This window comes from Shewanella sp. MF05956 (genome assembly GCF_059758055.1).
The window spans coordinates 211,501-236,846 of sequence record NZ_JCAYNV010000001.1 but is presented as its reverse complement, the minus strand read 5'-3'; the positions used below and the strand labels follow the sequence as shown (position 1 = coordinate 236,846).

20 protein-coding genes are annotated in these 25,346 nt (G+C 40.0%); 16 read left to right on the top strand and 4 right to left on the bottom strand.

Features of this window, described 5'->3' with window-relative positions; translation table 11 throughout:
• Nucleotides 1–58 precede the first annotated feature (58 nt).
• Entirely contained in the window at nucleotides 59–1,108 is a 1,050-nt protein-coding gene (oleD, locus tag AC19MX_RS00945) for a 2-alkyl-3-oxoalkanoate reductase (RefSeq protein WP_498296273.1), read from the top strand.
• A 221-nt stretch (nucleotides 1,109–1,329) separates the two neighbouring features.
• Nucleotides 1,330–2,514, top strand: coding sequence for a methionine gamma-lyase (megL, locus tag AC19MX_RS00940; protein ID WP_498296271.1), 1,185 nt, complete (start codon nucleotides 1,330–1,332; stop codon nucleotides 2,512–2,514).
• 283 nt (nucleotides 2,515–2,797) lie between these two features.
• Here the strand turns inward: megL and AC19MX_RS00935 are convergent, their stop codons facing one another.
• On the bottom strand, nucleotides 2,798–3,019 hold the full coding sequence (locus AC19MX_RS00935) for a hypothetical protein (RefSeq protein WP_498296269.1): 222 nt from the start codon (nucleotides 3,017–3,019) through the stop codon (nucleotides 2,798–2,800).
• A 174-nt stretch (nucleotides 3,020–3,193) separates the two neighbouring features.
• Here AC19MX_RS00935 and AC19MX_RS00930 point away from each other — a divergent pair, with 174 nt between their 5' ends.
• On the top strand, nucleotides 3,194–3,475 hold the full coding sequence (locus tag AC19MX_RS00930) for a GIY-YIG nuclease family protein (protein ID WP_124731388.1): 282 nt from the start codon (nucleotides 3,194–3,196) through the stop codon (nucleotides 3,473–3,475).
• Nucleotides 3,476–5,130: 1,655 nt separating this feature from the next.
• On the opposite strand, the gene AC19MX_RS00925 is transcribed toward AC19MX_RS00930, so the two are convergent.
• From AC19MX_RS00925 to AC19MX_RS00915, 3 genes are read right to left on the bottom strand one after another with little or no spacing between them, the layout of a single operon-like run.
• Nucleotides 5,131–5,526, bottom strand: coding sequence for a hypothetical protein (locus AC19MX_RS00925; protein ID WP_498296267.1), 396 nt, complete (start codon nucleotides 5,524–5,526; stop codon nucleotides 5,131–5,133).
• The gene (locus tag AC19MX_RS00920; RefSeq protein ID WP_498296265.1) at nucleotides 5,526–7,616 is read right to left on the bottom strand and encodes a bifunctional diguanylate cyclase/phosphodiesterase; all 2,091 of its coding nucleotides are present in this window, start codon (nucleotides 7,614–7,616) and stop codon (nucleotides 5,526–5,528) included. Before AC19MX_RS00920 ends, AC19MX_RS00925 begins: the two co-directional genes overlap by 1 nt.
• A gap of 40 nt (nucleotides 7,617–7,656) precedes the next feature.
• Nucleotides 7,657–8,316: a transglutaminase-like cysteine peptidase gene (locus AC19MX_RS00915; protein ID WP_498296263.1), complete on the bottom strand. Its 660-nt coding sequence runs from the start codon at nucleotides 8,314–8,316 to the stop codon at nucleotides 7,657–7,659.
• 1,859 nt (nucleotides 8,317–10,175) lie between these two features.
• Here AC19MX_RS00915 and wecB point away from each other — a divergent pair.
• The 13 genes from wecB (at nucleotide 10,176) to AC19MX_RS00850 (ending at nucleotide 25,341) form a co-directional block, all read left to right on the top strand.
• Complete coding sequence (gene wecB, locus AC19MX_RS00910; protein ID WP_498296423.1) at nucleotides 10,176–11,309, top strand: non-hydrolyzing UDP-N-acetylglucosamine 2-epimerase; 1,134 nt, start codon at nucleotides 10,176–10,178, stop codon at nucleotides 11,307–11,309.
• Nucleotides 11,310–11,372: 63 nt separating this feature from the next.
• The gene (wecC, locus tag AC19MX_RS00905; RefSeq protein WP_498296261.1) at nucleotides 11,373–12,611 is read left to right on the top strand and encodes a UDP-N-acetyl-D-mannosamine dehydrogenase; all 1,239 of its coding nucleotides are present in this window, start codon (nucleotides 11,373–11,375) and stop codon (nucleotides 12,609–12,611) included.
• A 33-nt stretch (nucleotides 12,612–12,644) separates the two neighbouring features.
• A complete protein-coding gene (locus AC19MX_RS00900) occupies nucleotides 12,645–13,181 on the top strand; it encodes a serine O-acetyltransferase (protein ID WP_498296259.1) in 537 nt (178 codons plus the stop codon).
• 10 nt (nucleotides 13,182–13,191) lie between these two features.
• The gene (locus AC19MX_RS00895) at nucleotides 13,192–14,373 is read left to right on the top strand and encodes a VpsD family glycosyltransferase (RefSeq protein ID WP_498296257.1); all 1,182 of its coding nucleotides are present in this window, start codon (nucleotides 13,192–13,194) and stop codon (nucleotides 14,371–14,373) included.
• Entirely contained in the window at nucleotides 14,366–15,796 is a 1,431-nt protein-coding gene (locus tag AC19MX_RS00890; protein WP_498296255.1) for an oligosaccharide flippase family protein, read from the top strand. Before AC19MX_RS00895 ends, AC19MX_RS00890 begins: the two co-directional genes overlap by 8 nt.
• Nucleotides 15,789–17,000, top strand: a complete 1,212-nt coding sequence (locus AC19MX_RS00885) for a VpsF family polysaccharide biosynthesis protein (RefSeq protein WP_498296253.1) — start codon at nucleotides 15,789–15,791, stop codon at nucleotides 16,998–17,000. The genes AC19MX_RS00890 and AC19MX_RS00885 overlap by 8 nt, the downstream gene beginning before the upstream one ends.
• A 35-nt stretch (nucleotides 17,001–17,035) precedes the next feature.
• Nucleotides 17,036–17,536, top strand: a complete 501-nt coding sequence (locus AC19MX_RS00880; protein WP_498296251.1) for a serine O-acetyltransferase — start codon at nucleotides 17,036–17,038, stop codon at nucleotides 17,534–17,536.
• Nucleotide 17,537: 1 nt separating this feature from the next.
• On the top strand, nucleotides 17,538–18,893 hold the full coding sequence (locus tag AC19MX_RS00875; RefSeq protein ID WP_498296249.1) for a phenylacetate--CoA ligase family protein: 1,356 nt from the start codon (nucleotides 17,538–17,540) through the stop codon (nucleotides 18,891–18,893).
• Nucleotide 18,894: 1 nt separating this feature from the next.
• On the top strand, nucleotides 18,895–19,965 hold the full coding sequence (locus tag AC19MX_RS00870) for a glycosyltransferase family 4 protein (RefSeq protein WP_498296247.1): 1,071 nt from the start codon (nucleotides 18,895–18,897) through the stop codon (nucleotides 19,963–19,965).
• Nucleotides 19,965–21,170, top strand: coding sequence for an aspartate-semialdehyde dehydrogenase (locus AC19MX_RS00865; RefSeq protein ID WP_498296245.1), 1,206 nt, complete (start codon nucleotides 19,965–19,967; stop codon nucleotides 21,168–21,170). The genes AC19MX_RS00870 and AC19MX_RS00865 overlap by 1 nt, the downstream gene beginning before the upstream one ends.
• Nucleotides 21,167–21,919 carry a WecB/TagA/CpsF family glycosyltransferase gene (locus AC19MX_RS00860; protein ID WP_498296244.1) on the top strand — a complete coding sequence of 251 codons (753 nt, stop codon included), beginning with the start codon at nucleotides 21,167–21,169 and terminating at the stop codon, nucleotides 21,917–21,919. The genes AC19MX_RS00865 and AC19MX_RS00860 overlap by 4 nt, the downstream gene beginning before the upstream one ends.
• A 24-nt stretch (nucleotides 21,920–21,943) precedes the next feature.
• On the top strand, nucleotides 21,944–23,344 hold the full coding sequence (locus tag AC19MX_RS00855; protein ID WP_498296243.1) for an undecaprenyl-phosphate glucose phosphotransferase: 1,401 nt from the start codon (nucleotides 21,944–21,946) through the stop codon (nucleotides 23,342–23,344).
• Between the two features lie 785 nt (nucleotides 23,345–24,129).
• Nucleotides 24,130–25,341 (top strand): outer membrane beta-barrel protein, encoded by a 1,212-nt coding sequence (locus AC19MX_RS00850; protein WP_498296242.1) that lies wholly within the window; start codon nucleotides 24,130–24,132, stop codon nucleotides 25,339–25,341.
• Nucleotides 25,342–25,346: the final 5 nt, after the last annotated feature.

The following is a 25,346-nucleotide window of genomic DNA, read 5'->3' as shown; positions in this document are numbered from 1 at the left end:
TAACGTTGTCTTAAAGTCGTCTCAAAGTTGTCTTAAAGTATTAAATAAGGTCATCAGCATGAATCTGACAGATTTACATCCTCTAGAGCAAACCGCACTTAAGCAATTAGCATTGTCGGTCGACAAGGTATTTGTCACCGGTGCGGGTGGTTTTTTAGGATGGGCGATTTGCCAGCGTTTAATTGCTGCTGGTATTCAGGTAGTGGGTTTTGCCCGTGGTGATTACCCAAAACTGGTAGAACTGGGCGTCGATATGCACCGCGGCGATATCAGTGACTACAAAAACGTTAAACAAGCCATGCAAGGTTGCGACATGGTGTTTCATGTGGCATCAAAAGCGGGGGTTTGGGGCAGTAAACAAAGCTATTACTCGCCCAATGTAGATGGTGCAAACAACATTATCAATGCCTGTAAAACGCTTAATATTCAACGTTTAGTCTATACCAGCACCCCAAGCGTGACGTTTGCCGGGCGTGATGAAAATGGCATTAACGAATCAGCACCTTACGCAGACTCATACCTCAATAATTACGGTGAATCTAAAGCCATCGCAGAGCAACATGTGCTTGAGGCTAATTCCGCTCAACTTTACACTACCGCCTTACGACCACACTTGATTTGGGGACCAAACGATCCTCATCTTGTGCCTAGAGTGATTGAGCGTGCACGGGCAGGAAGGTTAAAGCTCGTGGGTCATGAAGATAAACTGGTCGATACCATTTATGTCGACAATGCTGCTTATGCTCATGTTTTAGCCGCGTTAGATTTAGTCACTAATGCTAAGTGCGCAGGTAAAGCGTATTTTCTCAGTAATGATCAACCTATTACCATGGCAGATATGCTTAATCGTATTCTCGCGTGTGTTGATTTACCGCCAGTAACCAAACGTGTTCCAGCAAGTGTTGCTTTTGTCGCAGGTGTGGTGCTCGAAACCGCATATGGTTTACTCAATAAATCACAAGAACCTATCATGACGCGTTTTGTCGCAAGACAACTGTCTACCAGCCACTACTTTGACATCAGCGCAGCCAAACAAGACTTAGGTTACCAGCCTCTTGTTAACATTGACCAAGGCATGCAAAAGCTCAAGCAATCTTTGCTGAACTAATCGCCTGCTGTCACACATCTCTACGTACATTTATAGCACTCAAATAGGTGATTTAAACGATGTAAACAGCTGTTTGTAAAATTGTTTTTACATCGTCCACTGGGTTATTTTTCAACAATCACTTGGTTATATTTTATTCCGCTGTATCTTAAATTCCGACCACCACCACAATAACCCCAAAGAGGGTAACAACTCATAACAAGGTGGCGCAGGGAGAAGCAATGCAAAATAACAATCAAGGTAAATGGAACTTAGCCACATTAGCCATTCATGGCGGACATCAACGCGAAGCTTTTGGCTCGCTCACCACCCCTTTATACCAAACCGCGACCTTTGTTTTTGACAGCGCCGAGCAAGGCGGAGCCCGTTTTGCAGGCGAAGAACCTGGTTATATTTATACTCGCCTCGGTAACCCAACCACCGCAGAACTTGAACGTAAAATGGCGCTACTAGAAGGCGCAGAAGACGCCGCTGCAACCGCATCGGGCATGGCAGCAGTATCAAGCGCATTATTGACGCATTTACATGCAGGCGATCATCTCGTAGCATCTAAAGCCGTTTATGGTTGTACCTTCGCGCTCATGACCACTCAGCTAACGCGCTTAGGCATTACGAGTACATTAGTCGACTTTACCGACATGAACGCAGTTGAGGCCGCTATTAAGCCAAACACCAAAGTCTTGTTCTGCGAAACCCCGGTTAATCCGCATCTGCAAGTGTTTGACCTTACCGCGATGGCGAATGTCGCTAAAGCGCATAACCTTGTGTCAATCGTCGACAACACCTTTATGACACCACTATTGCAACAACCGCTTTCATTAGGTATCGACATGGTGATCCACAGCGCCACCAAATACTTAAACGGCCATGGTGATGTGATAGCCGGGATTGTGTGCGGCAATGCAGAACACATGCACAGATTAAAATACGAAATATTAAAAGACTTTGGCGGCGTCATATCACCTCACGATGCATGGTTAATCTTACGCGGGTTAAAAACCCTAGACGTACGCTTAACCCGTCACTGTGACAACGCCGAAGTATTAGCTGAGTATTTAGATAAACACCCTAAATTCAGTCAGGTGTTTTACCCAGGCTTAACACACCACCAGGGCCACCGCTTTGTCGGTAACCAAATGAAACGCGCCGGCGGCGTTATCGCATTTGAATTAACAGGCAACAAGCAAGACGCCATCAACTTCGTCAATCGTGTAAAGCTATTCACTATAGCCGTAAGCCTAGGCGACGCAGAATCGCTCATCCAACACCCCGCATCCATGACCCACTCACCCTACACCCCAGAAGCCCGACTCGCCGCAGGCATCACCGACAACCTACTGCGTATCTCAGTTGGCTTAGAGAATGTTCAAGACCTAATAGCAGACATAGAACAAGCATTGCTGTAGCTAAATTATATAAGCGGTACGTCAACAGCAACACCTGGATCCCTGATACAAGCACTCAGGGATGACGGGCGGGTAGGGCAACACTTGCATGCCACTACTTCGTTGTTTGCTCACTCGTATTCAAACAACGCCAACTACAACGTCGTTCCGGCAATGCTGTTGAGCCGGAATCCAGGTGTTAGCTTTTACGCTTTTAATGCCCAAGCAAGGTCAACAGAAACACCTGGATCCCTGATACGAGCACTCAGGGATGACGAGCGGGTAGGGCTGCACTTGCATGTAACTACTTCGTTGTTTGCTCACTCTTATTCAAATACCGCCCACCACCACGTCGTTCCGGCAATGATTTTAAGCCGGAATCCAGGTGTTGGCTTTTTGCTTTTAATGCCCAAGCAAGATCAACAGAAACACCTGGATCCCCAATTAAAGCATTTGAGGATGACGGCATAAAGATGACTGGTGGGTAGGGCTGCACTTGCATGTAACTACTTCGTTGTTTGCTCATTCATATTCAAACAACGCCCACTATTCCGTCGTTCCGGCAATGCTGTTAAGCCGGAATCCAGGTGTTGGCTTTAGATCTTGCATTCAGTAGCAGAGTTCTTAATTTTGTTAAGGAACAACGAAGCTCGCATTTAACTGCTATATTTTGAGATTACGTTAATTGAGCTAAGTGTTTATGGATAAGCAATCATATATTTACATCATGGCTAATCGGCCCAATGGCACACTCTATACTGGAGTGACATCTGATTTAATCAGACGAAATTGGGAGCATAAAAATGGCTTGTCTGATGGCTTTACCAAAGAACATTCAATTAAAATGTTAGTTTACTATGAAGTATTTGATGACATCTATAATGCCATCACCAGAGAGAAACAGCTTAAAAACTGGAAGCGTGAATGGAAAATTCAATTAATAGAAAAGTTTAATCCTCGTTGGGAAGACCTTGAAATTTAGATATTTAATCAAGGTCAAAAGAAACACCTGGATCCCTGATACAAGCACTCAGGGATGACGTGCGGATGGGGCGAAACTAAATCATTTACCCATCCGTATCCAAACACCGCCCACTACTCCGTCTTTTGCTATTCGTATTCAAATACCGCCCACTACTACGTCGTTCCGGCAATGCTGTTGAGCCGGAATCCAGGTGTTGGCTTTTTGCATTTTTAATACTCAAGCAAGGTCAACAGAAACACCTGGATCCCTGATACGAGCACTCAGGGATGACGGCAAAAGATGACGTGCGAGAAGATGACGGGCGGGTAGGGCAACACTTGCACGCCACTATTTCATTGTTTACTCATTCGTATTCAAACAACGTCCACTACCACGTCGTTCCGGCAATGCTGTTGAGTCGGAATCCAGGTGTTGGCTTTTTGCTTTTAATGCCCAAGCAAGGTCAAAAGAAACACCTGGATCCCTGATACAAGCACTCAGGGATGACAGCAAGAAGATTACGACAACGCTCACTACCACGTCTTTCCGGCAATGTTTTTGAGCCGGAATCCAGGTGTTAGCTTTTTGCTTTTAATGCCCAAGCAAGGTCAACAGCAACACCTGGATCCCTGATACAAGCACTCAGGGATGACGGCAAGAAGATTACGACAACGCTCACTACCAAGTCTTTCCGGCAACGCTTTTAAGCCGGAATCCAGGTGTTGTATTTCTTTTTAGTGCCCAAGCAAGGTCAACAGCAACACCTGGATCCCTGATACGAGCACTCAGGGATGACGTGCGGGTGGGGCGGCAGCTTTACCTAGAACCTAGTACCTGATTTTAAAGAAACACCTGGATCCCTGATAAAAGCACTCAGGGATGACGTGCGGGTAGGGCAACAGCTTTACCTAGAACCTAGTACCTGATTTTAAAGAAACACCTGGATCCCTGATACGAGCACTCAGGGATGACAGCAAAAGATGACGTGCGAGTGGGGCGACAGCTTTACCTAGAACCTAGTACCTAGAATCTAGAACCTGATTTTAAAGAAACACCTGGATCCCTGATACGAGCACTCAGGGATGACGGGCGAGAAGATGACGAGCGGGTAGGGCGACAGCTTTACCTAGTACCTAGTATCTAGAACCTAGTACCTAGTACCTGATTTTAAAGAAACACCTGGATCCCTGATACGAGCACTCAGGGATGACGGCAAAAGATGACGGGCGAGTGGGGCGATAGCTTTACCTAGAACCTAGTACCTAGAATCTAGAACCTAGTACCTAGAATCTAGAACCTAGTACCTAGAATCTAGAATCTAGAACCTGATTTTAAAGAAACACCTGGATCCCTGATACGAGCACTCAGGGATGACGGCATAAAGATGACGTGCGAATGGATCAACACCTGGATCTCTGATAAAAGATCTCAGGGATGACGGCAAAAGATGACGTACGAATGGGGCAAAAGCTTTACCTAGGATCTAGAACCTAGCCCATGTATTCCGTAAGCGAAGCGTTCTGTATACCGTTATCTAGTCACTAGAAGGACGTAGTCCGCTCCCAGGCGAGCTTGCGAGTTCCTAGTCTCTATTCTTTTTTTTAACCCACAAAAAAGCCCAAATTAATGGGCTTTTGTTTAGCTAAACTAATTAATGAAAACTAGCTTTTAGATTAGTTGCTCGAAATAGTTCCAGCGCCACCGCCTGAACCGCCGCCAAAACCTGGGCCGCCTGGAGCAGGAGCTGCACCAAATGCGCCGCCAGCTGCGGTTTGTAACTCTTCAAGGTTAGCAGCAACAATGGCAGGGTCTATACCGTTTGCAATCGCAATCGCTAAAATTTCATCAGGGCTTAAACCCGCAGCATACGCAGCTTGAATCGCTTCAATAATTAAAGCTTCATCACCATTAGCGGCAATAAATGCATTGGCTAATTGGGCCGATACATCAGATACCGGTGCATTCTGAGTGCTTGCGGTTAAGGTTTCTTCAGCTGCAATCACACCAGCAGACATGCCTGTGGTCATTAATGCAGAAACTAATAACAGGGTTAATTTATTCTTACGCATTATGTTGCCTCGTGATTCAGTGAGTGGCTAAAGTTATTCAACTCCAATGCACTTGTCCATGTGTTCGTTGCATTAGCAGGAATGATTGTACTGAAATTCCGTACGGCATACAATCCATTCCCTTGCAAACCGTCGATGTTCATGAGTGAAAAATGTTCACCTATCATAGCCGACTCAACCTGTGGAGCGATGATTTTAATACCAATCCCATGACAAATTTGAGTGATAGTTTGTACAAAAAAGCGTGTATCAGACTCAGCTATATCACGGACGTAACTAGCATCAATCTTAATGTAATCAATGTTTAAGTTTCTAATGTAACAAAACGAAGTCAAACTTGAGCCAAAACGTTCAATCGCAATATCAATATCTAATTGCTTAGCCTGACGGATAAATCGCTCGGTCGATTCCAAAGAAAGCATCGCCGCAGACTCGTTAAATTCATACAAAAGTGGTGGAAGCGTTTTGTGCATTTTTTGATAAAGATCGAACAACCATTCAGTAAATACCGGATTATGTAACGCACGGTTACTAATATTGATAGCCACACGAGTATGTTCGATGTGTTGTAACTTATAAAAAATGAAGCACACAACAGCCTGTTCTAACTCTTGTAAAACACCAAGTCGTTCAGCCATCGCAAAAACATCTAAGGTCGATAACACTTCGCCTTCAACTTTAAAACGAACAAACGATTCGACGTATAAAATTGACTGATTATTATCAACCACAGGCTGAAGCATTAAATCGAATATCTTGTCCAATGGAATGCACTTAATGGCAAAGTCTTTGCTATTACAGTGGCTAATCTCATTTTTAAAGTATTCAGTAAACTGAGTTAAAATACCGACCCATTCTTCGCGAGAATGGTTTTTTTTCATCATCTGAGCCGTGACTAGGCCTGTATCATTTTCGGCATATTGATTGTGCACAAGCTGATGGTCCAATCGTTTCACCACTTCGGCAAAATCTTCTTCATGATTAACACGCGTAAGCGAATGCTTAGCAAAACCATGATTAAACCGACTCGAACTCTCAATCATAATGTTAGCGGCAATCTGTTGATCAATCTCTTTGGCCGCTTCTTCGGTCAACAAGCTCAAAAAGGCAAACTCAGAACCAGAAATACGGTAAAAAGTCGCATCTTGTAACGCGCTTATTTGCTTACTGAATAACTGCGCACCAGACAAAATATAATCATCACCACTGCCATAGCCTTCATTATCGTTAACATGTTTTAAAGATGCCATCGACACCAGGCCTAAATAAAATCGATTACCATGCTGGTCGTACTCAGCTTGAATAGACTCAAAGCGCTTTAATAAAGCACGGCGATTAGGCAGCCCTGTATGAGGGTCGATATACACTTCTTTTGATAACGCTTCTGCTAGCTGAGTTTGTTCATTAAACGATCGCTGAATATTCTCAACCATACGGTTAATCGCATTCACCACCGTGCGCAGTTCAGAAGTGAAAGGGTTTATTGAATTAATGCTAAAGCGTTTTTGGATCACCGACTCAGCTTGTTTTTCAATACTGCGCAGTGGATTTAACACCGCTTTCAAAATCAAATAAGCACAAATAAGGGCAATAACCAATTGCAATAATGTCGTCATTAAACTACTGACCGCATGGTCCCACAAACTTTTGTAAGAGGTACCCGCGTGAGACTGCACCTCAAGTTGTCCCGCTATACGCCAGCCATCGCTAACTTCACTGGTCATAACCGGTGGGTGCAAGGTAAACCAATCGATAAACCATTGTGGTACCGCAAAGTTTCCTTGCGGGTTCGTGCGCTCAAATATCAGTTTGCCATCCAAATCGGTAAACGTAATATGTTGGTAATAGCCCGAATCGAAAATAGCATTGGTCATGGTCTCGGCAATCACCAGACCTTCTTCATCCATATAAGGTGAAATAGATAAACCTAAACTGTGAGCAGCACCTTGCGCATGTGAGGCCAGTTGCTCATTTAAGTAAGTCCGCATATTAGCCACGTTGTTATACAGCGCAGCCCCAAAGCTAAAAATAGATAAGCAGCTTATTAGCAGATATAACTGCAACCTTAATGATATTCCCTTAGTAAACATTGTCCTCGCCACCATCATTTGCTCCATGTCTCATAGTCGGTTATTCACCGTTTTCAATTCTATTTACTAAATCTGTCCAACTTTTAGTGCCACTGCTGGTGGGCTTAGTACTGCCAAGACCTTGTGCCTTAGCTAACCATAAACCCTCGCCATTAAACGAATAAACAGGCTTTAAGTCACGGCGTTGGTTTGCCGGTAATATCCTGGTTTTTAAATTATCGAGTACGAGCGGCATCGCTTTAGGATTGTCAAAATAAATCAGTACCATATGCGGTTCATTTATTAACAATGCTCGCACATACATCAGGCGCATTTTACTTTCATCAACGCCCATGGCCTTTAAGGTAAAATACTTAAATATCGCAAAGTCTTCACAATCGCCACCTTTAGTCCCTAAAGACTCTATAGGTGTTGCCCAATAATCACCTTTACCCCAATGCTCACTATCACTTGTAAAGCGTATTCTGCGATTAGCAAACTGATTAGCTAAAAAAAGCCTATCTTCATCACTCGAGTTTATCCCTTTGTTAATCGTTTCTTGCCAATCAACAAAATCATCTAATCGTTTAGCGCCATAGCGTTGCTCTACCTGGCTAAAAAAATCTTGAGTAAATAGATTATCGGTTATGTTGGCAATACACACAGCCGAACACACCACTGACAACACAAGCCAATGACGATACTTATCTACACAAAACAACAAGAGTCTAATAGGTAAATTCCGTTATAAATGACACAAAAGAATAAAATGGTAATTATTTTACAAAAAATAACGTCAAATCAATGTCTATCATAATCTAGTTAATGCTTAAACGAAATATTATGGCGAGGTAATTGTTGATAACACCCACTTTACACATACCAGTAAATCAAAAGTGCTATCACTAATGCTTACCCGATAAAACATCAATCGCATTACAACATAAAAGCGATCGCGGACACTGTCATTTTATTGGCATGTAAATTGTTAGTTGAAAAGGTGGTTGTAGAAATTATCGTCTTCAAAAGGGGGGAGGTAGAACTGAATTTTTTGTCTGTAAATTTGAATTAATTTGATTGTGGATTGATTGAATTAAATTTTTTGTTATTTAACAAAAGGTTGTTTGGTGTTTAAACTTGATGGCAGATCCAAGGCTTGATTAAAACAGACTGGAACGAGCGAAATATGTTACGCACCAGTTTGGTGCTATTTACCAATAATGCTTCTTTATGATGCATTTGAATCAAGCATAAATAACGAAAATAAAAAGCCAATTGTATTCTTCAGAAAAAAATCTAGGCTGACAAAGGCTATCGGTAGTAACCAATGTTAGCAAGCGTAAACTTAAGGTTTATTTTTGCTTAGTAAGGACTAAAAATTGCACAAAAAGACGTAAAAATAGCACTTTATAAAAGATCGTCAAAAAACTGTCATTAACTTACCGTATACATTATAATTGCCAGCAATTAAGAGGACAGACGTAAAAACAGATAGTAGAAAAGGAACATTCATACAAGGCATGACGCCACCGAGAACTGTTGTTGAGGCAAAAAATCATCTGATTTAACCTCATTAGTTACCGATGCGATCTCATATCGATGTTGTTTCCTGCTGTATCCTATTTACATCATTTAGGGTGTGTATAAACACTCACTCAGTGACGTAAAGCGAGTTAGCAAATTAGCAAATTAGTGAGTTAGTTAGTGAGTCAACAGACTCATAAGGCAAATGACCAACCGTCGAACGACGAGCAATCGAATGACCCTTGCTAGCAACTAGGAGTCTAACGACAAAGCAGTCAACGACAAGCAGTCAAATAGCCATCTAACCGCCACGAGCTTAGCTCAAAAGGGATCCTTTCTACTATTTCGCTCGGAAACGTCAAACCTCTAAAAATTTGCTCAATAGTTTACAAATACAATTTTAAAAGTGTTAAGCATATAAAAAATAAGATATATAAAACTCGCTTTTAAAATAACAATTTAACAGGTTTCACAGCAATCTAGAGGCTGCAATCTAGTGGCGGTAGCGTGCCTTTTTTTAGGTAAAAGCACCTTTCCCGTCATCTAATAAGCTCTCCATGCTAGAACCTAGAACCTAGAACCTAGAACCTAGAACCTAGAACCTAGAAGTTGCACCTCCCGCACGTCATCCCTGAGTGCTTCTATCAGGGATCCAGGTGTTACTCAGATTTACACCTTAGAAGCTGGATTCCGGCTCAGAAGCATTGCCGGAAAGACGAAGTAGGGGCTAAGTATTGCTCTAAAAGCTTGGCTCCACCCGCACGTCATCCTCGAATGCTTTAATCGGGGATCCAGGTGTTGCTTTATCTTTATGACCTTTATGCTTTTACCTAGAACCTAGAACCTAGAACCTAGAACCTAGAACCTGAATCAGTAAGCGAAGCGTTCCGTACACCGTTATCTAGCCACTAGAAGGACGAAGTCCGTTCTCAGGCGAGCTTGCGAGTTCCTAGCACCTAGCACCTGAATCTGTAAGCGAAGCGTTCCGTACACCGTTCTCACTCAACGCTCTAATTAAAAATAAGTAATGATTAACGTTAATAAGGATTTAACATGATCAAGGTATTATCGGTATTTGGTACAAGACCAGAAGCCATCAAAATGGCACCACTCGTTAAAGCGTTAGAAGTTGCCGACGGTATTGAAGCCAAAGTATGTGTCACTGCGCAACATCGTGAAATGCTAGATCAAGTACTTAACTTATTTGAGATTACACCAGATTACGATTTAAACATCATGAAACCAGGACAATCACTTTATGATGTTACCACCAATATCTTACTTGGTTTAAAGCCTGTTCTAGAAGAGTTTAAGCCCGACATCGTGCTAGTACATGGCGATACAGCAACAACCTTATCAACCAGTCTTGCAGCATATTATCAGCAAATACCTGTAGGTCACGTAGAAGCAGGCTTAAGAACCGGCAATATCTATTCGCCATGGCCAGAAGAAGGCAATCGTAAGTTAACGGGTGCCATTGCAACGCTTCACTTTGCTCCTACACAAGCATCGCTAGACAATTTGCTTAATGAAGGTATTAACCCAAATCAAATATCTACAACGGGTAATACCGTTATTGATGCTTTGCTTATTGTTAAAAATAAACTCGACACAGATAAAGACTTAAATCAAACGCTAGCGGCAAAGTATCCCGTTATCGATAAAACCAAAAAAATGATTTTAGTTACAGGACATCGCCGTGAGAGTTTTGGTGGTGGGTTTGAGCGAATTTGCGAAGCTTTAGTCACAATAGCGACTAACCACCCCGAGTGCCAAATTATTTATCCTGTGCATTTAAATCCTAATGTGCGCGAGCCGGTAAATCGTATCCTCGAAAACATACAAAATGTGCACCTCATTGAGCCATTGGATTATTTACCTTTTGTGTATTTTATGAATCAAGCTCACATATTGTTAACTGACTCAGGTGGAATACAAGAAGAGGCACCGTCATTGGGTAAACCAGTGCTTGTGATGCGCGATACCACTGAGCGACCAGAAGCCGTAAATGCTGGCACAGTTAAATTAGTGGGTACTGATAAACAAGTCATTATTGATGCTGTAGAGAGCCTATTAGTGAATGACGCAGAATATACAGCAATGAGCAAAGCACATAACCCTTATGGTGACGGCCAGGCTTGCCAACGAATTATTGAAAAAATTAAACACCATTTTTCAGTTAAAGAATAAACAATGTCTATGTTAAATAATTGCATAGTCAAAGATTAAATATTTTGTTTTTAAGGAAGTATCATGTCGTTCAAAAAAGTGTCTGTTATTGGTTTAGGTTATATCGGCTTGCCCACAGCAGCTGTTCTAGCATCGCGTGGGTTAGAAGTCGTAGGTGTAGATGTTAATCAACAAGCTGTAGATACAATCAATGAAGGGCGTATCCATATTGTAGAACCGGACCTAGACATAGTTGTTCGTGGTGTGGTTACTACCGGTAATTTGCGTGCTACTACAATTCCAGAAGCAGCAGAAGCTTTTATGATTGCCGTACCAACACCCTTTAAAGAAGGCAATGCACCAGACCTTAAATACATAGAAGCCGCAGCCAAAGCGATAGCGCCAGTGTTAGAAAAGGGCAACTTAGTTATTCTTGAATCAACTTCACCGGTTGGTGCAACTGAAAAGTTATCTGCTTGGTTAAAAGAAGCCCGCCCTGATTTAACCTTTCCGCAAGATTTAGGCGACAGCGCTGATATTAAAGTGGCACATTGCCCTGAGCGCGTATTACCCGGTTATGTATTGCAAGAGCTAGTGTCTAATGACCGCGTCATTGGCGGCATGAGTAAAGCCTGTAGTTTAAGAGCCGTTGAGTTGTATGAAACGTTTGTCCGTGGCGAGTGCATTATCACTAACGCCCGGACTGCGGAAATGGCAAAATTAACAGAAAACTCATTCCGAGATGTCAATATTGCCTTTGCCAATGAATTATCGGTGATTTGCGACAAGTTAAAAATCAACGTGTGGGAGCTAATAAAGTTAGCTAACCGTCATCCACGAGTAAACATCTTAAGCCCAGGCCCTGGTGTTGGCGGTCATTGTATCGCGGTTGACCCATGGTTTATTGTCGACAGTTGCCCAGACGAAGCCAATATTATCCGTCAAGCGCGTTTAACTAACGACGCCAAACCGTTTTATGTTATCGACCAAATTATTCAAGCCGCCGACCAATTTAAAAAACCAGTTATTGCCTGTTTTGGCTTAGCGTTTAAAGCTGATATTGATGATTTACGTGAAAGCCCAGCATTACAAATTGTTGAGCACCTGGCTGGTTTAGGCATTGCAGACATATTGGCCGTAGAGCCAAATATAAAAGAGCTACCCAATAAACTAGTGCAAAAGAATGTAGAACTAGTGACATTAGAAACAGCACTAGAAAAAGCCAATGTAATCGTTGTGTTAGTTGATCACAAACAATTTAAAGCGGCTGATAAAACCCAGTTTGCTTCCAAAGTTGTAATAGATACCCGCGGTATTATTTAACGTAACTTTGTTTAACTGTAAGGTGTATCCGAAGTGAAGCCATTCGATTTGATTAAAGCCGACTTGTATAGACATACCGGTAAAGTAAGCCTTCTGCTTATTTGTAAAAATTTATTTAATAATAATCGCTCATTTAAATACACGTTTTGGTTACGCTTGGCCAATTCGCATAATTTCATTATTAGGTTGTTGGCCAAGTTAATGCACCAGCATCTTTCGATAAAATACCAAATACAGATACCAGTGAAAACTCAAATTGGCCCCGGTCTATATTTAGGACATGCTTCATCCTTAATGATAAATAGTACTGCTGTAATTGGGCTAAATTGTAATTTAAGTCAATTTACCACGATTGGTTCAAATCATGGGAAAGCAGCAGTGATTGGCGATAACGTTTATATTGGTCCTAATTGTTGTTTAGTGGAAGCCGTTACTATCGGGGATAATAGTACTATTGGTGCTGGAAGCGTTGTTATACACAACGTTCCTTCTAATTCTACAGCGGTGGGTAATCCAGCTCGCCACTTCTCATCTAAAAATCCTAGTAGCTATATCAATAATCCCGTGTAGGTTGTGTTTTGTGAATAAAGTACTCTTGATTGTTCCTCTTTCTACAACGGAATGGGGAGAAAAAATTGCTGGTGGTGTTGACTCTGTATGTCAAATGTTAGTTAAGTATCTTATTGATACGAATGGTGCAAATTTTCACTATCGCATTCTAGCTTTCGATCCAAGTTCGACTGCTGGTTCTAAAGATAGGCGACAATTAGCTTCTAATGTTGAGTTTGTCCATTTCCCGATAAATGAGAAAAGAGCTGGATTAATATTACCTAGTTTCGTCTCCAGTGTATTAAGAGTCCGAGAGGAAATAAATCAATTTAGACCGGATATTGTCCATTCGCACATGGCACCTTGGTTAATATTCAGTCCACCAAATGTGAAGCGAATTGCCAGTTTACATAACTATAAAACAATAGGTAGGAAAAAAAGAGGTTGGGGTAATGAGCTTCTTTACGCAAAATTTTTCCCCTGGTTTAGCGACTTTTTTATTGATCATTATACTTGTGTGGGCAACCTTATTCATAAAGCGTTAGCTAATGATGTAAGGAAAAGTATCACTGAAATTGGTAACCCGATTAATCCCACCTTTTTTAATCAGTATAGGTATAAAAATCTTCCTGATATTTCAAATATCGCGTTTAGAGTACAAAAACCAGTATACCATTTTGTCACATGTTCACTTATCAGCCGAAAAAAGAGAGTTCATAAACAGCTAGATATTATTGCGGAATTGAGAAAAAGAGGCATCGATGCTCATCTTACAATTATTGGGAAAAACACTGATGAGATTTATTGGCAAGAATTGCAATTGAGTATGAAACTACAGTGCTTAGAAAAATTTGTTATATTTTTGGGTCAGAAAAATTTAGATGAAATAACAGAGATATATCAATCCGCTGATGTTGGACTATTTTTATCTGCAGAAGAAACTTTTGGTTTAGCGCCATTAGAGATGCTTGCTAATGGACTTCCTCTTATTGCTAGTACTGTAGGCATTCTTGCAGAGCGAGAAAGTTTATTTTCAAGTGCGGGTGTTTGTTTTATTGATCCTTTAGATTTAAATTCCTCTGTAGATAAAATATACGATTACTTAGCTTCAAGCCCAGTCGTTGATTCCAACCTTATAAATGAGAACTTTTCTACAGGTTCAATAATTGAAAAATTCTCAGTTTTATATCGAAAGGTGCTAAGTAATGATTAAGCGATTGTTGCAATATGCTCCTGTACAGTTGGCTTCTGCACTCAGTGTCTTTTCATTAATTGCATTACAGACTCGATATTTAGGCATTGAAGAATACGGTATGTTGTCTGTTTATTTAGTGCTAGTCGAGATAACTAGAGCAATATATTCTCAATGGCTAAACACAGCTTTGATTCGTTACTACCCTAGTGCAGTAGCTGAAGATAAAAAAATCTATTCTAAAATTGTTTTCTCAGGGCTTATAGGATTATTTTTACCTGTTGGATTAGTCTTTGCTCTGATTGTTCTTGTCTTTTTTGATCAAATAACGGTTTTTATGATCGTTGCTTTACTCAGTATGTTGGCGCTAAAGTCGTTATTTATTTTTTTTCAAGAAATGGCTCGTTTGAACGAACAGCCAAAAAATTATCGCCGTGCTACCACTGCGCAATCGCTGCTTGCTATTGCACTCACATGGTTGGCATTAGCATATTGTGCATCTGTGCATGCCGCAGTTAGCGCTATGGCGCTAAGTTATTTATTGGCCATCCCTATCGTTTGGTTTCGTCCATCGTTCACATCCTTGACATTAACACAGCCTGTAGTAAGACATTTACTTAGTTATGGTTTGCCATTAATGCTTTCGGGGTTAATTGGTGTGGCGGGCGCAAGAATAGATCGTTTTTTTGTTGCATCTCAAATCGGCTTGACTGAAACAGGTGTTTATTCTGCATTATCAAATACCTTACTTGGATTGTTATCGTTAGTGTTTATGGTAGTTGCATTACCTCTTTACCCTGATTTAGCTAGTCAGGCGGACAACAAAACTAAATTGTATCTGGCTCATGAGCGTTATCAAGTCATGATGTTGTCCATATCGTTGCCTGCTTTGCTGGGATTATGTTTTATTACTGAGCCCTTAGTTCGATTATTTTTGGGTGAGGAGTTTTTAGTTTATGGATCTCAACTATTCTGGGTTCTAGCAGTATCCGCTTTTGTATTTAATCTTCGAGGGCATTATGTCGATCATGGCTTACAGTTTGCTTCAAAAACAAAAGTTCTCCCATATCTCCTTGTTTGTACGACAGCACTAAATATTTTATTATTATTTTTACTACTACCTATTTTTGGTGTTTATGGGGCTGCATATGCTTCCGTTATTAGCAATGTAACTGCATTAATTTTGTCATTTTGTTTTGCAAGGAGAGCTGGACACCAATATAGGTTCAGTTTTGATTTTATTAAAGTAATAATAGCAACGATGTTAATGGTTATTGCTCTAATATTACTCAAACAAAATTTAAACCTCGAGTTACAAGATTTTTGGCAATTAATAATTATATTAATTTCTGCCACCGTAACCTATACCTTAGCGTGTTTTTTTCTAAATCTACTGGGTTTAAAAAATAAATTACTTAATAGACTAAGAGGTATGAATGCATAGTATTTACTTTGTATGTGCAAGCGTCATATTTTTTGCATTTTTTCTCGGTGGGTACATGTTGGAAGGGATGGGGATTCAGTATGTCTCTACTGGCGGGAATCCTATACTAAAAATACATTTATATTCTTATATTATTTTTACTGCTGTAGTTGTGTTTTTTTTAAGGGAAGGAATACATAAGCAATTTTACCTGTTGAGAAGTTTTTTAATGCCCTGGTTAATTTCAGTTGGGTTAATAGTTTTTGTTATTCTCTACGGTTTAATGCGATATGGCACATCAGGCATGGCTTATATCATTGATACTTTTCTCACTCCAGTATTATTTTTTTTACTTTTAGCGCGTTTAAGTGACGAGCAGTGTAAACGGTTACTTTCTTTTTTGGCTATTATGCTGTTAATTAATTCTATTGTAGCTTTTTTTGAGTTTACTCTGGGTTCCCGTATTATTTCTACTGATTTTTCTGATTTTTCTGCATTTTCGTATTTTCGGTCATCAGCATTTTTAACCCACCCTCTTAACAATGCATTGGTTACAGCAGGCTTGGTATTACTTGTGTTTAACCGAACAAGTGTTCCAGCTGTAGTCTATTTTTCTATTACCATTTTGGCGTTGTTTGCATTCGGTGGACGAGCAGCTACAGGGACATTGCTCTTATTTTTTGCATTAGCTATGGTGCCATATTTATTTCGTTTTATTTCGTTTGGAGCCGCAGTAAGCAAACAGCGCTTTGCTACCATGGTATTTATTTTATATTTATCCATAATTGTGCTTATATATACACTTGCAGAAAGTGATATTACTGAAAGGATTTTGAGCAAATTACATATCGATGGAAGTGCATCAGCAAGATTTGATGTTTTTTATTTGTTGGATCAACTTACGTTTAGTGAGTGGTTTTTTGGAGCGTCTGAAAACTTGCAAAATGCCATTGAAGTTTATTTGGGTATATCAGTGATCGAAAATTTTATAATAGCTTGGATATATAAGTTTGGTTTATTTGGAGCAGTTCCTTTATTTTTTATGTTAATGTTAATTCTATTTAGCCTTGTAATTAGGGTGCAAGGTTTGGCTTTTTTTGCGGTTCCTGTTTTTTTGATTGTTTCAGTTTCTAATAATTCATTATCGACAAAGACACCAGCTTTACTCCTTATGTTCTCTGCTTTATATCTTTGCTTTAGATTAAAAGGGAAATATGAGGTTTAGCATGTATTTATATATTTTCTTTTAAAGAGGTAGCTATGCCTAATGCAATATTTTTTTATAGAATTGCAAGATGGTTTCATTTAAAACATATTCCTTTTTTACCTAAACTTATCCAGTTGTTTATTTTTTTAATATACAACTCGAAAGTGCCCGCAACTGCTGATATTGGGCAAGGTTCATTTCTTGTTGTGAAAGGAGTCGGTGTTGTCATTATCGATAATGCTAAGTTAGGTAAGCGTTGTCGAATAGGCATTGGGTGTAAAATTGTTGGAAAAGGACCCTATAAAAGAGTACCAAAAATCGGTGATGATGTTTTTTTAGGGCCCGGTTGCGTGATAGTTGGCCCTGTAGAAATTGGAAATAAAGTAATAGTTGCTCCTAACTCAGTAGTTACTAAAAGCGTCCCTAGTGGGTCTATTGTTGGTGGGATACCAGCATCAATAATTGGCAATATTCACGATTTAGAATATGACATATTTAAAAATGAAAGCTATCTCGATGATATCGCGCCATACATGATTAAAAATAAGGGCTGAAATGTTTACTAATTGGATATATCTAGAAGCTCCAGTCATTATCCAGAATTTATTATTATCTTGCCGCGCATTGGTTAGAAAACTTTTACGGGAAGGAAAGAGCCAATCAGCCCTATTAGTCGAAATCAAGCAAAACGAATTTGATTCGTTGGCAATAGAGTCATTTACCGCTGCTAAGTTAGCTCGTGTATTAGAGCAAGCTAAAAAAAGTGTTCCTTTTTACAAAGAGAGCTTACAACAGTTAGAGGTTAATTTAAATAATTTCCCAATAATCAATAAATTTGTTGTTAAGACAAGGCGCGATGATTTTTTATCTGATAATTATGGTGGTGTTGTTATTACAGGAGCAACAAGTGGCACGACAGGGACACCATTAGTGATTAAACAAAGTATGGAATCAGTAATTCGTGAGCAAGCTTTTGTTGCTCGTCATCTTGAATGGGCAGGATTAAAACCTGGCGATAAGCGAGCTTGGATTCGTGGTGATATGATAGTACCTTTTGCACAGAAAAAAGGACCATTTTGGCGTTATTCATGGTTTGAAAATATGATTATGCTTTCCTCTTTTCATATGTCACCCAGTCATTTAGAGGGGTATATAAACGCCATGGTTGATTATGGTGTGCAGGTAATTCAAGCATATCCTTCATCAATTGTGACTCTAGCGAAGTTTTTAGACATCAACGATAGCTACTACCCCGGTGAACTTAAATCCATTGTGACATCATCTGAATCGCTTAGCCAAGATGATAAGTTGTTGGTAGAAAAAAGATTCAAATGTACCGTTTTTGATTGGTATGGTTTATTTGAACGAGTGGCCGCTATCGGCAGTTGTGAGCAAGGGCGATATCATATTCTAACGGATTACGCCCATGTCGAGCTATTACCTACAGGTGAAACAGATGGTGGTAAAGCACGAGCTGAAATAGTTGGCACAAACTTTAATAATGAGCTTTACCCTCTTATTCGTTACCGCACCGGTGATCATGTTTATGTATCAGAAGAACAGCAATGTCCTTGCGGCCGTATCTTTCCAATAATTGACAGTATTGAAGGTCGTGTTGGTGACTATTTATTGGGTGAAGACGGACAAAGAATCCACATTTTGAATCATATTCCTAAAGGTGTGAATGGGTTAATTGCAACACAGTTTATCCAAAATAAAGCCAATACCATTGAAGTTCAAGTTGTGGTCGACATTGCTTTATTTGATGTTCAGCAGAAACAGATATTGATCGACAATACCAAGGCTAGACTTGGTCAGACAATGGAAGTTTTTATAAACGTTGTCGATACGATACAGAAAACTAAAAATGGCAAGACGAGACAAGCTATTTGTACGGTTAAGGAGTCATGAGTTGAGAAGTGAAATTAATCTAACCGTGGCTACCGGTATGCATGAAATGGGTGGCGTGGCGACTGTGTTAAACGTCTTGAATGGAGGTTTCTTCCAGAAATGGAATATGCGCCTCATTACCACTCATACCAATAAGTCTTCTTTTTTTGGGATGAACAAACTGATACTTTTTTGTATTGCCATAGTAAAGCTGGTTGGTTGTTTAGCTGTTTATAAGGTTGGTGTTGTTCATATTCATATGGCTTCTCGGGGGAGTTATAAAAGAAAGTCATTGATGGTACGATTGGCAAAACTGTTTTCAACAAAAGTAATATTGCATCTCCATGGTGCTGAATTTCAAGAGTTTTACAACAATGAGTGTAATGCTGCTAAACAGCGCCATATTAGGAAAACGTTTGACCTTGTTGATGCGGTTATTGTGCTATCGTCTCAGTGGAATTCATGGGTCCTGACTATCATGCAACATCCTGAAAAAGCACATGTTGTTTATAATGCTGTTGAAACACTTGAGCTGGATAGATCATCGATAGAACAAGGTTGCATACTATTTTTAGGTCGTTTAGGTGAACGCAAAGGTGTAAACGATTTAATTAACGCTTTTGCAATTGTAGTTAAGGCCATACCTTCGGCACGCTTACTCCTTGGTGGTGATGGCGATATTAAAAAATATACACAGCAAGTTAAAGTATTGGGTATTCAAGATAGTGTTGATTTTTTAGGTTGGGTAGCTGGTAGCTTTAAAAATGAATGCCTTAGTAAAGCGGATGTTTTTTGTTTGCCGAGTTATAACGAAGGCTTCCCTATGGGAGTACTTGAAGCTATGTCAGCAAATATACCTGTCGTGGCTTCTAACGCAGGAGGCATCTCCGATGCTATTTCCGACAAAGTTGATGGTTTATTGATTGAAGCGGGGGATGTTGAAAATTTGGCTAAGCAGCTTATTGAAATTATTATTAATAGAGAATTAAATCAAAGATTATCAACATCTGCAAAAAATAAGTTTATTAACAACTTTAGTAAGCAAGCAGTATTTCCCGTATTAGATAAAATTTACTCGGAGTTATTGAAGTAATGATGGATTTTGATAGTAGAGTAGGAAAAATTTCATCAATCACCTTACACTCTGCAGAAAGTAAAGGTTTCGCTGGTTATGATCCTTTCGATGGTTTAAATAGTTCATTCTTCAAATACTTCCCTACGTTAAAGAAAGGACTATTCGGGTTAGTTTGGACTCAATTAAATAAACGCTCTGTTATTAACTTTAGGCCTCTGCTTGGTGTGCCACCAAAAAGAAACCCAAAGGGAATCGCATTGTTTTTAATGGGACTCTTAGAAGATTACCATAGAACGTCTGAACAAGAGTTTCTAACTAAAGCAATTGATTTAGGTAACTGGTTACTTACTCAACAAAGTGATATCAGTGAATGGAATCACTCATGCTGGGGCTATCACTTTGACTGGAATGCTCGTGCTTTTTTTGTGCCTAAAGGCAAGCCAAACATTATAACCACTATTTATGTGGCCCAAGCTTTGTTTGCACTAAGTGAAATAACAGGTGATAAAATGTACTTGGTGCCTGCGCTTGATTCAGCCCATTTTATCGTTAAGACTTTATACCGTGAACTTGATGGTCGTCAGTTCTTTGCATATATCCCTGAAGAAGATGCATTTGTACATAATGCGAGCTTGTGGGGGGCAGCCTGGGTGGCTAAAGTGGCCATGATTACAGGTAACGATGAATATAAGCAACTTTCGTTAAATACAGCAAGGCAATCGGTTTCAGAGCAAGGTGAAGATGGCTCTTGGGTTTATGGTGCAAGGCATCACCATCAGTTTATTGATGGTTTTCATACCGGTTATAACTTAGAGGCGTTACGTTTATTAAGTGATACTTTACAAACCGATGAATTTGAAATTTCAATAGCATTAGGGTTAGCTTATTATAAAACGCATCTTTTTGAACATGATGGTACCGCTAAATATTACAATACCAACCAATATCCACTTGATATGCATTGTGTTTCTCAGGCGATTTTCACTTTAATAAAAGTAGGGAAAACTGAAAACGATTTTGATTTAACAAAGCGAGTTGTGAATAAAGCAATCGACACTTTATATTTACCGAGTAAACAACATTTCACTTATCAGAAAAATGCTAGATTTGTTAATAATATTAACTACGTAAGATGGACACAAGCTTGGGTGTATTACTCTTTTTCTTATTTTAATCGTATGAATGCTGAACGTCATAACAGTCCGGAATTAATTAAAACATGAAGCGTATTGAATTTTTAAAGTCCCCAATGGACATTGCCACTATGGCTGAAACAGTTGGTTTTATCGAAGCTAGAATTGATAACGGTGATTTTTTACAACATGTTGTTGTTAATGTTGCCAAAATAGTCAACATGCAAAAAGACCCTGTGTTAGCCGAGTCAGTTAATGCCTGTGATGTGATTAATATTGACGGTATGGGCGTGGTATTTGGCGCTAGATTTTTAGGTCATAACGTACCTGAGCGTGTTGCCGGAGTCGATTTGTTTCATGAATTATTAAAAATGAGCGCGAAACGAGATTTTCCTGTGTTTCTTTTAGGGGCAACAGAGGATGTTGTGACTACAACAGCTGAGAAAGTTCAATTACTTTATCCTACCTTAAAGGTTGTGGGCTTTAATGATGGTTATTTTTTTGGGAAGAAAGAGGGTGAGGAAGCAGTAGTAAGTAAGATCCGCGAGTCGGGTGCTAAATTATTATTTGTCGCTATTACTTCGCCTAAGAAAGAGAACTTTATTAATAAGTGGCAAGACAAGCTGGGCGTTGACTTTGTTATGGGTGTGGGCGGCACCTTTGATGTTGTGGCAGGTAAAGTGAAACGTGCACCGGTGTGGATGCAAAATTCAGGTTTAGAGTGGCTTTACCGGGTAATACAAGAGCCAAGACGGATGTGGAAACGTTATTTTGTGACTAATTCTCTTTTTCTCTATTTACTCATTAAAGAAAAACTCCTTCCAAGCAATGATGCTTAATTTATTGATACTTAGGTAAATCACATGGATCGTCCTTCTAAATTCCAATTTGTTGGCTCTTCTTCGAGCTTTTTATTGCGCATTATTGATATCTCGTTAATGGTCTTTGCATTATTAGCCGTTATGCGCGGCTATAATGTGGCATTTAATAAAGACTACTTATTAACCTTAGCCGGCGTATTATTGCTGTTTAGTTATATTGGTGAATCTATAGGGTTATACCGCTCCTGGCGTTTAGGTAAGTTTGCTCACATGTGCCGCTTATTAATCGGCGTTATCACCATTTGTTTTTTATTAATATTTGCTTTGCTGTTTTTATTTAAATATACCGAGTTATATTCGCGCGTGGTAATGGTCGGCTGGTACTCGTTTACGGTAGTGTTGTTACTGAGTTGGCGCTTGTGTGTACGTCAAATTAAGCGCATACGCCGCAGTAAAGGCTTAAGTGTTGAGAAAGTGGCGATTGTTGGCTTAACCGAAACCGGAATGAGCCTTTATAACGAAATTTGGAAACATGATGAATTGGGTTTTGACTGTATTGGCTTTTTTGATGACAGAGAGCCTGCCAGGATTGTGGATTTAGAGCCTAAGTTAATTGAAGGTAATATAAATCAGGCCATAGAATTGGCTAAGAGTGGTGACATTCAAAAGTTGTATATTTGTTTACCCCTATTGGCGGAACAACGTATCGCAGATATTATTCAGCAGTTGGGTGATAGTACCGTTGATGTGCTCATTACCCCTGATTTCCTTCTTAAGAATCTTATGAATGGTCGTATTGGCAGTGTCGGCGATATGGATACGATTAGTGTGTTTGAGTCGCCTGTCAATGGTATGAAACGCTTTTATAAACGTAGCTTTGACATTGTATTTAGTTTTTGTGCCATAGTGGCTATTTCGCCGGTTTTGTTAGCTGTGTCGATTGCGGTATATATGTCTTCTCCTGGGGCTATTTTGTTTAAACAAGACCGATATGGGTTAGACGGACGCAAAATTAAGGTGTGGAAGTTTCGCTCAATGACGGTGACAGAGAACTCCAATAAAGTGGTGCAAGCCAGTAAAGGCGATGCGCGTATTACCAAAGTTGGCGCGTTTATTCGTCGTACGTCATTGGATGAGTTACCGCAGTTCTTTAATGTATTAAAAGGCGATATGTCGGTGGTTGGCCCACGCCCACATGCTGTGGCACATAACGAAGAATATCGTAAATTAGTAACTTATTATATGCTGCGCCACAAAGTACTTCCCGGCATTACCGGCTGGGCACAGGTAAACGGCTGGCGCGGCGAAACAGATACTTTAGATAAGATGGAAAAGCGCGTCGAGTACGATTTAGCCTACATCCGCAACTGGTCGCTCTGGTGGGATGTAAAGATTGTATTTATGACGTTTTTTAAAGGCTTTGTGGGTAAGAACGTTTATTGATCTTAGGTGGTTAGTGCGAGGAGCTAGGTACTAGGAGCTCGCAAGCTCGTCTGAGAGCGGACTTCGTCCTTCTAGGTTCTAGATGTTTAGTTTTTCATTCCGGCAATGATTTTAAGCCGGAATCCAGGTGTTGATTTTCATTACGTCATTCCGGTAATGATTTTGAGCTGGAATCCAGGTGTTGGCTTGACACTTTTAAGCAAGGTCAAAAGCAACACCTGGATCCCTGATAAGAGATCTCAGGGATGACGAACGAAAAGATGAAGGACTTAGAAGGTAAAGCATTGTCATTATCTACGTCATTCCGGCAATGATTTTAAGCCGGAGTCCAGGTGTTGATTTTCATTACGTCATTCCGGTAATGATTTTGAGCCGGAATCCAGGTGTTTGCTTTGCGCTTTTAAGGAACATCAAGAGAAACACCTGGATCCCTGATAAGAGATCTCAGGGATGACGGGCTAAAAGATGAAGGGCGTAGAAGGTAAAGCATTGTCTTTTTCTACGTCATTCCGGTAATGATTTTGAGCCGGAATCCAGGTGTTGGCTTTACGCTTTTAAGCAACGTCAGCTGAAACACCTGGATCCCTGATACAAACACTCAGGGATGACGGGCAGTAGGACAAAAGCCTAGAACCTAAAACCTATTACCTAGTACCTGTAAGTGAAGCGTTCCATAAATCGTTATCTGTCTATTCTATTCTATTCTATTCTATTGTTTTAAATTTACTCACTGCCGTACTTCGGCTGTGTTAATTGCATGTATATATTTTATAAGGATATAAGTCATGAATGTACCATTTAAATTGAGTTGCATGTCTATTGCTGTAGCTTCAATGCTAATCGCTAATCCCACATTGGCGGCAGATGAAAAAGCGGGTGTAATACGTACTGAGTCTGGTATCGATTTTACGCCAGGCTTTAATTCTGGATTAAAGTATGATGATAACATTACCAGTGCCAATGCTGCGTCTGAAAAGTTTGATAGCTGGGCTATAACCGTAACACCCGCATTACAAGCACAGTTAATTGATGGCCAAACCACATTTACAGTCGATGCAGCACTTGAATATGGTGATTACTTCTCTAGCAGTGACGATAATTATTTAGATGGCTTGCTAAAAGCAAAAGCAGAAGTCGATGTGAACCAATCAAGACGATTTGGTTTCGATGCAGCGTATATTGTTGGTCATGAAGACCGAGGTAGTGGGATTTTTGAAGGTACCAGCGGTGCAGATCAAAATGAACCTAATGCGTATGATATTGCAAGTGTTGGTGGTTATTATGAATACGGCGCGAAAACAACGCCTGCTAGAATACGTGCTAATGCGAGTTATTTAACTAAAGAATACAGCAATTTTGAGACTATTACTCAATTCCGTAATTACGATGATACAAAAGTTGGCGTGACATTTTATTACGACACTCAAGCATCAACCAGTATGTTATTAGATTTTCAAAGTGTAGATACTGCTTATGATATGGTTGACCCTACCGGTGACCGTGATAATAAAACCAATACCGCATTGCTTGGTGTTGAATGGGCCGCCACAGCTGCCACAGAGGGCAGTATAAAAGTCGGTTACCAACAAAAAAGTTTTGATAATACTGAACGTGATGATTTTAATGGTCTCTCCTGGGACGCTAAAGTGACCTGGAAACCATTAACATATTCGGCTTTTGATTTTTCTACAGGTAGAGCCAGTCGTGACCCTAACGGTGTCGGTGACTTTATTCGTGGTACAAGTTATGCGGTTAAATGGCACCATGAATGGAGTGAACTATTTACTTCATCATTGGGTTTCAAACAAGTTAATGATGATTATACCGGTTTGGATCGCGAGGATAAAAGTAAAGTGTATCAAGTGGGTGTGAATTACTATGTGACTCGTTGGTTAACCTTAAACACAGGTGTGGATATCTTTGAGATTGACTCTACCGACAGTCAATTTACTTACGATAGGAACGTGTACTTTATTAAAGCAGAAATGACCTTATAGGAAAT